Below are 11,641 nucleotides of genomic sequence, written 5' to 3' on the forward strand. Positions count from 1 at the left end.
CGATGGCCCCATCGGGAATGGTTACTTCAACTCCGTCACTACCACGCATCTTGATGCTCATCAGAAACTGACCTCCAAGGACCGGTAGACGAAAATGAGGCGCGATTCCTGACGAGCAACACTCACAAGCCCCCTTTCGCCCCTACTTGGCCCCCTTTCTGAGGAGTGAGAACGGCTCGCCCCCTTGGGGAGCATGGGGCCGTGCTGAAATGGGGGTGCCGTTCACACAGGCCGAGCTGGCTTCTGGCGGGATGCCATCAGGTTTGAGACTCGGTTGACACGGCCCTTGACCGCCTTACCTTAGCTGTAACTGGCGGAATCGGTAGACGCCTCGGCCTCGCAAGCCGAGGAGGCGCAAGCCTCGTGCGGGTTCGAGTCCCGCGTTCACTATAAGCCCCTCGGGTTCTTCATGAACTCGGGGGGTTTCCCGTTTTTGGGCAGTGGGGAGAACATGGCCAAAGGACTTTGGGCCGTTCGGTCGGGGCGTTTCGTAGGATGGCAGGTTGGGGACAACCTCTACGACGCCTCCGGCGAGAATGTCGGTTACTTCGATGGCGACATCGCCTTCAGTACGTCGACAGGTAGGTACATAGGCGAGCTTTATCAGGGGGACTGGATCGGGAAACGCGCCGGGCTCAGTCGGTCGACCCACGCTTCACGAGTCAAGACCGTCAGGGCCAGCTATGGGAGGCAAGCGAACCGCGTCGGACAAGCGCTCGGTGGATGGGAAGACCCTGACTTCTAGTGACCCTGCCGGTGCTTTGGATGACCTCCAGAGCCTCCAGGCGCCCGCTGGGCCTCTTGTCGGGGCCTCGGGGGTCCGTGGGTAGCGGCTCGACTCTCCCGGGGCTCCTAGGGGCCTTGCTTATGTCTCTGCGAAGTACCTGGGTAGCGGCTTCTTCATCCGAGGTGAACCATGGAAGATCGAGACGAGTTTGTGGACTTCTTGGGGCAGTTGGTGTCGAGCGAGCAGCTTGAAGGCCCCGCCGGTGGCATCGCCAAGAAGGTTGTTGCCGACGGTTCCATGAGCGGCCTGACTAGGAACCAGCACTACGCTCTAATGGCTGGGGTAACTAGCTGGCTCGGCGGCAACTTCGCTGGTTACAAAACGCGCTCTGTGGAGTTCGGCGAGTCACCTCCGGCGCCCACTTGCAGCGAGTGCCCAAACGAGATGCCGTGGTCCGAAGTCTTCCTCGCGGAAAACGGCCGTTGCTCGTGGTGCCAGAACGTCCATCACAAGGACGAGGACTAAGCCCCCAGACGTAGAATTGGAGAACAAAAAACCGGCCTCACCACGCCCACCCACAAAGGGGAAGGAGGGTGTAGGCCGGTCAGGGACTCGGGGTGATGCCCTATGAACTCACTAGGGCTGAACTCACTAGGGCATCTGGAGGGGAACTAGAAGGAATGCTCCAGCATCCCTCTACTACTATAATAACTTTTCTTTCCCTCTCTCCTACTGGAGGCCCTAACTCAAGTCCCCTCTTCCCCGTCGGGGAACAGGTCGCCTAGGGGGACCTTGTAGGCCACGGACGCAGCTACCAGGGTGGCAACGGTGGGGTTCGCGGTGCCGCCCTCTATGCGCGGCATGGACTTGGGATGCACCCCGATGATCTCGGCTGCCTGCTCCTGAGTAAGCCCCCGGTCCTCCCGAAGTTCTCGGAGTCGTATCCCGAGGCGCTTTAGCTCCCGCCTGATGACGGGGGCCAAGTCCTTCCGCGTCCGAACTTCGGAAGGTCCGTGGGAATGGGGTGACTTGCGGGAAGCGGGCACAGGGCGACATTGGCCGGGTCAACTTGAGAGTTACACAACTCGCATGTTTCCGACCTGTTTGGGCGGTTCGGGCCACATAAACTCAAAGGTAACTTAACAGTTGAGTTACACTACATAGGAGTTACCATGCTGGCAGGCCCTAGCCGACGAAAGGACGGCCCACATGCCCACCCGCAGGAAGAAGAAGGCTCCCGAGGAGACCACGGCTCCCGAAGCGACCAAGCTGGAGGAACCCGAGAAGAACGAGCCCGAGGAGAACGAGCCCGAGGAACCCGAGGAGACCGGGCCGAAGGTGGTCAGCCTCAACAGGGAACTGTCCGTCATCACGATGTCTGTCCGGTGTGCGCAGATCACGGCGGACATGGATGCTTACGGCTTCATGGATGAAGACATGGAGGCGGACTCGCTCCACGGTGTTTCATCCGTGCTGGCCCTCGTAGGTGCACGCTTGGACTTGTTGCAGGCGGTGGTTCGACGGGAGGTGAACCCGGCTCTTCTGTGGGCTCCGCACAACGCGGTCGGGGAGCACGAAGCCCGGGTAGCTGAAGACGTACTGCTTACCGAGTGGACCTACGCCTAGGCTCCGCTAGGCACCCGAAGGTGGACCGATAGAGCGCGGGAATGTTCGGCTCTATCGGTCCTCCCCTCCAGAGGCCCTGGACGGTTATGGGAGCGGGGAGCCCTCCCTCTCCCCCTCCATTCCCCGGAACGCGGCACCACGGGCCAGCCAGAGGCCCTGGAGGGGCATCACCAGGGCCGGGCGGGGATGGGAGCCGGTCACGCGGCCTTGGCGACTTTCCCAGCCTTGGCGTCATCCCTGGGGAACCCGAAGAGCACGTCCCCCGTTCCCCCATGCTTCCAGGCGAACTCGGCAATGCCGCTGTCCAGGTCCACCGTGACCGACTTGAACAGCATCCGAAGCAGGGCATTCACGTGGCGCCGGTCCAACGGGTCGGCCTGGAGGGCTTGCTCTAGTTCCTGAATGCGCTTCGTGACCAGCGGGCACGTCACGGCACCGGCCCTCGCGTACAGGTCATCCAGCCGCTTCTGGAGTTCGGTCTTATCGACCTCAATGGACCGCATCTGCTTGAGCAGCGTGTCCATCCGCGTCCGTGCGTAGGTCTCGGCAAGGTGCTCCAGGGTGTCTTCGGCGCCCGTCATGGCGGACTCGGCCTCTCGGATTTCCGCCTCAAGGGGGCCGTGCTCCGCTTCCAGTGAAACCGTCCCCAGGAGCCGGGGCGCATTCTGGAGGAACATGGCTTCAAGCTGCTGGTAGCGGAGCGCCGCGTACTTGCAGCCCGCTCCATCACGCGCCTTGAGGCAGACGAGATAGGTGTACGTGCCCCTCTCGGGCTGTCCCTTGTTCACGTAGGCCATGGTGCCGCCGCACTGACTGCACCTCGCCAGACCGCCGAAGAGGTTCTTGACCTCGCCGCTGGCGTTCCTGCCACGCAAGGGGGAAGGGGTATCGAGCAGGAGCGCCTGGACACGCTGGAAGGTGTCTTCATCCACGATGGCCGGGAAGTAGCCCGGGATGGGCTTCTGAGCCGCCTTGCGCTGCTTCTTCCCATCCACGTACTCAGTCACATGGGGGGTGTACATGCCGATGACGGCTGGATTGCTCAGGATGCGGCGGATGGTGTTCCGATGCCATCGGGGAGCTTGGCGCTTCTTCCCCTCGCGACCCTCGCGGAAAAAGGGCGGAACCCCCTCCTTGTTCAATGCCACGGTGATGCTCATCGCCCCTTGGCCCGCGAGGTAATCCCGGAAGATGCGCCGGACCACCTCCACGCATTCGGGGAGCACGTTCCATTGGCCGGTCTCCTTGTCGAGCCGAAGCCAGAGAGGGGCAACGGAGGTGAGGGGCTTCTGGGCCGCCTTCTGGCGCTTCCCGGTCCACGCCTGCTTGATGCGGATGGACTTGTTGGCGCTTTCCTCGTTCGCGCGAATGAAGACGAGGATGCTCATGATGAGGGCCATGGGGTCCGTATCGAGCACCTCTCGGGTGTAGACGCGGCCATCGGTCAGGGTGACCACCGTGATGCCCACTTCTAGGATGTCCTCCAGGCTGCGGAGGGCCTTCCGGGCAGCTTGGCGGCTGATGCGGTCCAGGCTCTCCACCAGGAGGTACGAGCCGGGCTCCACCTTCCCGGCATGAACAGCAGCCAGGAAGACGCCTAGCTGCCCTCCCTCAGCGTTCTTGCCCCGGAAGGCGCTCACCCCTAGGTCTTGGAAGGTCAGCTTGTCGTCCAGGTCCAGCCCGTGTTTGGCCGCATACTCGGCTGCTAGGGTGCTTTGACGGCGGTGGGAATCCCCCTTCATCTGCTCGGGGGTGCTGAAGCGAAGGTAGCTGTACGCCTTGGGCATGGCCGTCTCCAGTAAGAGGGAGGACCCGTCGGCCTCCTGTTCAACTGGAGGCCCTAAGTCAGGTCACCACGGCCCACACATGCTCACCGCGGACGCCACCACGCGCAACAACGAGGCCAACAGCCTGGTGTCGCGCATCAAGGCGAGCATCCCCGTGGGCGACTACCTGGCCATCGCCGGGGACTTCAACACCGACACCCGCTCCGAGAGCGCCTTCAGCACCTTCAGCCAGGTGGTGACCACCGGCAGCCCGTACCCGGCGGACCGCAACGGCAACACCAACACCAACGCCTCCCGCGCCAAGCCGTATGACCACGTCCTCGTGGACTCGGATCTGCGCGCCTACCAGACCTCCACGGTCATCGGCGCCAGCTCCTTCAGCGCGGGCCTCGTGGTGGACACGCGGGTGTACTCGCCCCTCTCGGACATCTCCCCGGCGCTGAGCACCGACAGCGGCTCCACCAACATGCAGCACATGGCCGTCATCAAGGACTTCATCGTCCCGGCCGAGTAGCCCTCCGCGGGGGCGCCTCCGGTGAAGCAGGCCCCACCGGAGGCGCTCCGCTTGCTCCCGGCGGAGCCGACGCCCAAGCTGGGGGCATGCGTCTCCCGCGAGAGCAGCTTCCCTCCGGCCCCCGCGGCCTGCCCGTGCTCGGGGCCGTCGTCGACTACGCGAAGGACCCGCTGGGCTTCATCGAGCGGTGCGCCTGGGGCGGGTTCGGCGATGTGGTGTACATCGACTTCCTGGGCCAGCCCACGTACGTGCTCCAGCACCCGGAGCACATCGAGCATGTCCTGGTCACTCGTCACCGCAACTACGTCAAGGACAAGCTCCAGCGCCGGGTGCTGGGCGGCCGGCTCCTGGGCAACGGGCTGCTCACCAGCGAGGGCGATTTCTGGTTGCGCCAGCGGCGGCTCATGCAGCCCGCCTTCCACCGCCAGCGCCTCGCCCTCCACGGGCGGGTGATGGCCGAGCACGCCCGGCGCCGGCTCGCGTCCTGGCGGGATGGCGAGGTCCGTGACGTCTACGCGGACATGATGGAGCTCACGCTCGGCATCGCCGTCAAATGCCTCTTCGACCTGGAGACGGAGGGCGAGGCGGAGTCCGTGGGCCCGGCGCTCGCCCGGGTGATGGAGCACTTCGCGGACATGTACGCCCTGCTGCTCCCCGAGTGGTTGCCCACCCCGGAGAACCTCGGCTACCGGGCGGCGGTGGGCCGGCTCGACGCGTTCGTTTCCGGCCTCATCCAACGGCGGCGCGAGGCGGGGAACGACGCGGGAGACCTGCTCTCCCTGCTGCTCCAGGTCCAGGACGAGGACGGGAGCCGGATGAGTGACGCGCAGATTCGCGACGAGGTGCTGACGCTGGTGCTCGCGGGCCACGAGACCACGGCCATCACGCTGGCCTTCTGCTGGCACCTGCTGGCCCGGCATCCGGAGGTGGAGGCCACGCTGCACCGGGAGCTGGACGCGGTGCTGGGCGGGCGGGAGCCGACGGCGGAGGACCTGCCCGCGCTCGTCTTCACCGACCACGTGGTGAAGGAGGCGCTGCGGCTCTATCCGCCGGCGTGGTCGCTCAGCCGCGAGGCGCTGGAGGACGACGAGGTGGGCGGCTGGCGTGTCCTCGCGGGCTCGATGATGATCTTGAACCCGTGGACGACGCACCGCGATCCACGCTTCTTCGAGGAGCCGGAGGCCTTCCGTCCCCAGCGCTGGGCGGATGGGCTGGAGCAGCGCCTGCCGCGCTACGCGTGGTTCCCGTTCGGCGGCGGGCCGAGGCTGTGCATCGGCTCGGGCTTCGCGTTGATGGAGGCGCGGCTGGTGCTGGCCACGCTGGCACGGCGGTTCCGCTTCGAGCGGGTGCCAGATGACCGGGTGGAGCTGCTGCCGTCCATCACCCTGCGCCCGAAGCACGGGGTGAGGGTGCGGCTGCGCGCGAGGGAGTCTGGACGGTGAGGTGCCCTTCTCCCCGCCTCCAGGGCAGGCGACCCTCCGGGAGGGATCACCCCGGGCCGTGAAAAACGCGCCGGGACGGTGGGTCCGCCGCTGTTACGATGCGCGAGTCACACCCCGACATCGAACAAGGACACCATGGTCGACCTTCGCAACTTCATCGGGCGCGGCACGGCGGCGGGTACGAAGCTGAACATCCTCGCGCAGGTGGTCATCTTCGTGAACGTGGGGAGCGGCGAGTTCCTGGACCTGGGCGCCAACCAGGCGGCCTTCAAGGGGAAGATCGACACGGTCTTCTACAAGGGAGACCTCTCGCTCGCGCTGAAGCTGCTCGAGGATGGCACGGCCGAGGTCAACCTCAATGGCTCCCGGACCACGCAGGCCACGTACACCGCCTCCGGCAACAAGCTCACCATCGAGGCGAGGCTCGGCAACCGCTCGCAGGTCATCACCTTCGAGCAGGGCGGCAAGGGCAACGTGGAGACGTACCTCGGGGTGACGGGGACCCACAGCATCAACGTGCACCTGGCCCCCAGCTCGAAGCCCGCGGTGGCCTAGCCCTGCTTCGGGGCGGCGAGCATGGCGGTGATGCGCTCGAGCAGGGCCTTCTCGCCCTGGGCGAGCTTCCCGTCGGAGACGCACAGGGCCCGCGCGGCCTCCAGCACATCGTCCGGGCGGGTGCGCAGCACCTCCAGGTTCGGCTCGGGCATGGTGCCGCCGGCCTTGAGGCGATCCAACAGCGTGTGCAGCTCCCCCTCGGGGACGCTCCAGCTGCGACCCAGGCCCATGATGACCAGCCGCTCGGACTGGGTCAGCTCGCGGTCGGCCCAGGCGACCTGGAGCAGCAGCTTCATGACCTCGATGTTGAAGCGATCCTCGGTGGAGAGCGTCATCCGGCGACCTCAAGGGTAGGGGAGACGACTCTACACCGGCGGCGGTGGCCGCGAGGGGAGGGAGGCCCCCGGGCGTCCAGGTGTGTACGCTCGGTCAGTCCAGCAGGAAGGTGTAGGTGTACTTCATCTCCGTGGAGACGGCCTCGCCGCCCTTCACGGCCGGCTTGAAGCGGAAGCGCAGCAGGGCCTTGCGTGCGGCCTCCTCGAGGCCGTAGCCGGGACCGGAGAGGACCACGGCCTTCACCACGCGGCCCTCGTTGTCCACGGTGATGGACAGCACCACCTGGCCCTCGACGCCCGCGTGCCGGGCCTCGTCGGGGTAGGGAACCTTCACCTCCGAGGCCACCGAGGGCGGCGAGTCCACCTGGTACACCGGCACGTACTTGGGCGCCGAGTACGCCTTCACTTCCTTCGGGTCCGTCGCCTTGTCCCCCGTCTTTCCATAGACGGTGTTGCCCACCGGCGCGGCGAAGCCGCCCGCGCTCGTGGTGGAGGACATGGAGATGCCCACCACCAGGGGCACCGGCTTGGAGGGCTGCTCGGGCGGAGGCGCGTCGTTGGGCGGCGGGGGCGCGGCGTCCGGCGGAGGCGGCGGGGGCGGCTTCTCCGCCTGGGCCACCTTGAGAGGGGGCGGCTTGGGCGCCAGCTTCGGCTTGGGCGGTGGAGGCTTGGGCTCCTCCTTTGGTGGCGGGGGCGGGGGCGGCTTCCGCACCTCCACCATCACCAGCTCCACGGGGCGTTGCACCGTGGGCGTCGCGCGCTCCTGCATCCGCGAGAGCAGCACGAAACCCACGCCGTGCACCCCGAGGGACACGAGCAGGAACAGCAGCACCGCCCGCGACGAGCGGTCGCGGCGGACGGGCAGGGGAGTGTCGAGCGCGGCCTGGCTCATGGCCTGTGGGACACCCTTCAGGGCACCGCGGGTGAAGCCGCGGGTGCCGCGTCCTTCTCGATGTTGAGCGCGAACTTGGCGATGCCCTCGCCCTTCACCACGTCGATGAGCCGCATCACCTGTCCATACGGCAGGCTCTGGTCCGCGCTGATGATGGCGCGCGTCTCCTTGTCCTTCGCCAGGGCCTCGACCACCTTGCGCCGCAGCCCCTCCTCGCTCACCTCCGCGCCGTCGAAGAAGAGCTTGCCCTGCTTGTCCAGCACCACGTTGACGAGCCCCTGCACCGTCTCGCCTCCGTTGGCGGCGCGGGGCAGGTCCACCTCCACCGTCTCGCGGACGATGAAGTTGGCCGTCACCATGAAGATGATGAGCAACACCAGCACCACGTCCACCAGCGGGGTGACGTTGATGCCGGTGATCTCCTCGTCATTGTCCTGCGCGCCGCCCGCCATGTCCTAGCGCCCCTCTCCGGAGGCCAGGACGCGGGGCGCCGCCTCGGCGCGCTGGGCACGCGCGTGCAGGCTGCCCACCAGCGCATGGCCCAGCGCGTTGGTGCGCGAGGTGATCGTCTTGAGCTGCCGGCTGAAGACGTTGAAGGCCACCACCGCGGGGATGGCCACCGCCAGGCCCACCGCCGTGGCCACCAGCGCCTCGGAGATGCCCGCCATCACCGTCTGCTGGATGGCCGCGCCCTTGGCGCCCATGTTGCCCAGGTCGTTGAAGGCCTTGATGATGCCCAGCACCGTGCCGAACAGGCCGATGAAGGGGGCGTTGTTGCCCAGCGTGCCCAGGAAGGACAGGTAGCGCTCGTACTGGGGACGCTCACGCGCCACCGTCGACGCGATGACCTGCTCCACCGTCTCCGGGCCCTGCTCCACCGAGGCCAGCGCCTCGCGCAGCACGGCGGCCTCCATGCCCTTGTGGTTGCCCACCGCGGCGCGCACCGCCTCGAGTTCCCCACGGGCCAGTCGCAGCGCCAACTCCTCCGAGTTGGGCAGCCGGTGCGTGGCGAAGTACACGGCCCGCTCCAGCATCAGCGCGATGGAGAGGACGGAGAGGACCACCAGCAGCCACAGCACCCACTCGGCGCTGGTGAGCGTCACGCCCAGCAGCTTGCGGCTGAGCCAACCGACATGCTCGTTGCTGCCCATCTGGGCCAGGAGGAGGAACGACGTCATGAGACCCACGTGAGGAGAGAGGATGCGCCCCGAGCCTACCGCCGACGCGCTGCATCCATTCTTCCCCATCGCATCGAAAGTCAAATGATTCGGCCAGTCTGGCCCCTGGCCCCCTGCCTGGACGGTAATGGGAAGGCTCACCCTCCGTTGAATTGTGCGGAAGACAAGGAATTGATAGGAAGCCCGCGCGTTGACGGAGCGACCCGATTCGGCCCCCGAAGACAGGTGGGTAGAATCTGACCCATTTCGGGCGGGATGGCCGAAATCAGGACAGTGGGCCGTTGGCGCGGAAGTCCTGTCTTTTCAAGGCCTTGGCTGGACTCGTGTCAAGCGCGGATACAGGCGGGCCCGGAGGCATGTGGACATCCATGCACCACCTGCGATTCCAGGAACAAGCCGTACAGAGGGAAACCCGGACCTTCGTGGAACGGCACGTATCCTGCTGAAAGCCGAGCCCGGCTGCGGTGGCACCCCCGTCACCGGCCAGCAGGAGGTTCCTCTTGGTTCGCAATCATTTCCTGACCGCTGCTCTCCTCGCCCTGCCCCTGGCGGCGTGTGGCGTTGAGGGTTCCAACGAGCAGGTGACGGAGAGCGCCGACATCGGCACCCTGTCCACCGCTGACGTGAAGGCCGCGCTGAGCGCCATCCCCGGCTCCGAGGTCCTCGGCAAGCACGTGGACGAGATTCCCTTCATGGTGCGCGGTGACTTCGGCTCCGCCGGCCAGTCGCTCCGCGGCATGTCGGCCCGCGACGCCAACGCCCGCGTGGGCGAGGCCCTCAACCGCATCGCCCCCATCTTCCGCCTCCAGGCGGCGGACCTGGTGGTGAAGAGCAGCCGCGTGGACGCGCTGGGCCACACCCACATCCGCTATGGCCAGACGAAGAACGGCCTGCCGGTGGTGAACGAGGAGCTCATCGTCCACGTCGACCAGGACGGTCGCATCTACGCCGTCAACGGCTCGGCTCGCGATGGGCAGAACGTGTCGGCCCAGGCGCGCGTCTCTCCCGAGGCGGCCTCCCAGGCGGCCCTGCGCTCCGTGGTGGGCACCGGCCTCGCGGCCGAGGGCTCCCGGCTCGTCTACTACCGTGACGGCTCCAGCCTGAAGCTGGCCTACGAGGTGCGGGTGACGGGCGAGGGCGCGGAGTTGCCCATCCGCGACCGCGTCTTCGTGAGCGCGAAGGATGGCTCCATCCTCGGCAGCGACACGGACATCCACACCGTGATGAACCGCGCCGTGTACTCGGCCAACAACGGCAGCAGCCTGCCCGGCACGCTCAAGCGCGCCGAGGGCGCCGCCGCCACCGGCGACAGCCATGTGGACGAGAACTACAATCACCTGGGCACCACCTACCAGTGCTACTCCCAGAACTTCGGCCGCGACTCGTACAACGCCGCGGGCGCGCAGCTGAAGAGCACGGTGCACTACAGCACCAACTACACCAACGCCTACTGGAACGGCACCCAGATGGTGTACGGCGACAGCGATGGCACGCAGTCCGCGCCGCTGGGCAAGTCGCTGGACGTGACGGTGCACGAGCTGACCCACGCGGTGACGGACTCCGAGTCGGACCTCGTGTACTCCAACGAGTCCGGCGCCCTCAACGAGGGCATGAGCGACATCTTCGGCGCTTACTGCGAGGCGTGGACGAAGAACTGGGTGACGGACCCGGCCGTGTGGATGGTCGGCGACGACGTGTGGACGCCCGCCACCCCGAATGACGCGCTCCGCTACATGAAGAACCCCACCCAGGACGGCTCGTCGAAGGACTACTACCCCGAGCGCTACACGGGCACCTCCGACAACGGCGGCGTGCACTGGAACTCGGGCATCGCCAACCTGGCCTTCGCCCTGCTGTCGGATGGCGGTACGCACCCGCGCAACAAGACGACCGTCGTCGTCCCGGCGATCGGCGTGCAGAAGGCCGGCGCCATCTTCTACAAGTCCAACTCCGACCTCTTCACCTCCTCCACCACCTTCGCCCAGGCGAAGACCTACTCCGAGCAGGCCGCCACGACGCTCTACGGCGCGGGCTCGCCCGAGGTGGCCGCGGTGACCAAGGCCTGGGAGGCCGTGGGCGTGGGCGGTGGCACGACGCCTCCTCCGACGGGCTGCACCACGCCGGTGGCCCTCTCCAACGGCGTGGCGGTGACCAACATCTCCGTGGCCTCGGGCGCCTGGAGCTGCACCTACACGCTGTCGGTCCCCTCGGGCCAGAGCAGCCTGAAGTTCGAGATGAGCGGCGGCACGGGTGACGGCGACATGTACGTGAAGTTCGGCTCCGAGCCGACCACCTCCTCGTACGACTGCCGTCCGTACGCGTCGGGCAACACGGAGACCTGCACTCACACCAACCCGGGCGCTGGCACCTGGTACGTGAAGATCAACGGCTACTCCGCCGCCTCGGGCGTCAGCCTGAAGGGCTCGTACGGCACCAGCACTGGCGGCAACGCGCTGACCAATGGCGTCTCGACGGCTGCGTACTCGGGCGCCTCGGGCTCGTTGACCTGCTGGACGCTGAGCGTGCCGAGCGGCAAGACGAGCGTGGTCTTCAACCAGGTCGGCGTGTCGGGCACCACGGGTGAC

The 11,641-nt window shown here is 66.7% G+C and carries 12 protein-coding genes and 1 pseudogene; 7 read left to right on the forward strand and 6 right to left on the reverse strand.

Annotation, left to right across the window (positions count from 1 at the left end; genetic code table 11):
- Positions 1-451: 451 nt before the first annotated feature.
- Positions 452-745, forward strand: coding sequence for a 4-fold beta flower protein (locus tag VF794_RS41725; protein ID WP_414640899.1), 294 nt, complete (start codon positions 452-454; stop codon positions 743-745).
- A 171-nt stretch (positions 746-916) separates the two neighbouring features.
- A complete protein-coding gene (locus tag VF794_RS11130) occupies positions 917-1,252 on the forward strand; it encodes a hypothetical protein (protein ID WP_331109526.1) in 336 nt (111 codons plus the stop codon).
- 221 nt (positions 1,253-1,473) lie between these two features.
- On the opposite strand, the gene VF794_RS41730 is transcribed toward VF794_RS11130, so the two are convergent.
- Complete coding sequence (locus VF794_RS41730; protein WP_414640900.1) at positions 1,474-1,773, reverse strand: helix-turn-helix transcriptional regulator; 300 nt, start codon at positions 1,771-1,773, stop codon at positions 1,474-1,476.
- A 163-nt stretch (positions 1,774-1,936) separates the two neighbouring features.
- Between VF794_RS41730 and VF794_RS11135 the strand changes: the two genes are divergently transcribed.
- Positions 1,937-2,353 (forward strand): hypothetical protein, encoded by a 417-nt coding sequence (locus tag VF794_RS11135; protein WP_331109527.1) that lies wholly within the window; start codon positions 1,937-1,939, stop codon positions 2,351-2,353.
- A gap of 197 nt (positions 2,354-2,550) precedes the next feature.
- Here the strand turns inward: VF794_RS11135 and VF794_RS11140 are convergent, their stop codons facing one another.
- Complete coding sequence (locus VF794_RS11140) at positions 2,551-4,140, reverse strand: recombinase family protein (RefSeq protein ID WP_331109529.1); 1,590 nt, start codon at positions 4,138-4,140, stop codon at positions 2,551-2,553.
- A gap of 76 nt (positions 4,141-4,216) precedes the next feature.
- Between VF794_RS11140 and VF794_RS11145 the strand changes: the two are divergent.
- From VF794_RS11145 to VF794_RS11155, 3 genes and pseudogenes are all read left to right on the forward strand, one after another.
- Positions 4,217-4,651: pseudogene (locus VF794_RS11145) on the forward strand (endonuclease); the annotation flags it as partial.
- A gap of 89 nt (positions 4,652-4,740) precedes the next feature.
- Positions 4,741-6,096, forward strand: a complete 1,356-nt coding sequence (locus tag VF794_RS11150; RefSeq protein ID WP_331109531.1) for a cytochrome P450 — start codon at positions 4,741-4,743, stop codon at positions 6,094-6,096.
- Positions 6,097-6,231: 135 nt separating this feature from the next.
- Positions 6,232-6,651: a hypothetical protein gene (locus tag VF794_RS11155; RefSeq protein WP_331109533.1), complete on the forward strand. Its 420-nt coding sequence runs from the start codon at positions 6,232-6,234 to the stop codon at positions 6,649-6,651.
- Here the strand turns inward: VF794_RS11155 and VF794_RS11160 are convergent.
- The 4 genes from VF794_RS11160 to VF794_RS11175 all read right to left on the reverse strand — a co-directional run bounded on the left by VF794_RS11160 (position 6,648) and on the right by VF794_RS11175 (position 9,056).
- Entirely contained in the window at positions 6,648-6,986 is a 339-nt protein-coding gene (locus tag VF794_RS11160) for a TerB family tellurite resistance protein (RefSeq protein ID WP_331109535.1), read from the reverse strand. The genes VF794_RS11155 and VF794_RS11160 overlap by 4 nt on opposite strands.
- Positions 6,987-7,080: 94 nt before the next feature.
- Positions 7,081-7,878 (reverse strand): TonB family protein, encoded by a 798-nt coding sequence (locus VF794_RS11165; RefSeq protein ID WP_331109536.1) that lies wholly within the window; start codon positions 7,876-7,878, stop codon positions 7,081-7,083.
- Between the two features lie 17 nt (positions 7,879-7,895).
- Entirely contained in the window at positions 7,896-8,330 is a 435-nt protein-coding gene (locus VF794_RS11170; protein ID WP_331109538.1) for a biopolymer transporter ExbD, read from the reverse strand.
- A 3-nt stretch (positions 8,331-8,333) separates the two neighbouring features.
- The gene (locus tag VF794_RS11175) at positions 8,334-9,056 is read right to left on the reverse strand and encodes a MotA/TolQ/ExbB proton channel family protein (protein ID WP_331109540.1); all 723 of its coding nucleotides are present in this window, start codon (positions 9,054-9,056) and stop codon (positions 8,334-8,336) included.
- Between the two features lie 500 nt (positions 9,057-9,556).
- Between VF794_RS11175 and VF794_RS11180 the strand changes: the two genes are divergently transcribed.
- A partial coding sequence (locus tag VF794_RS11180) for a M4 family metallopeptidase (RefSeq protein WP_331109542.1) occupies positions 9,557-11,641 on the forward strand: 2,085 nt, incomplete at its 3' end.

This window comes from Archangium sp., assembly GCF_036389735.1.
GTDB lineage: Bacteria > Myxococcota > Myxococcia > Myxococcales > Myxococcaceae > Archangium.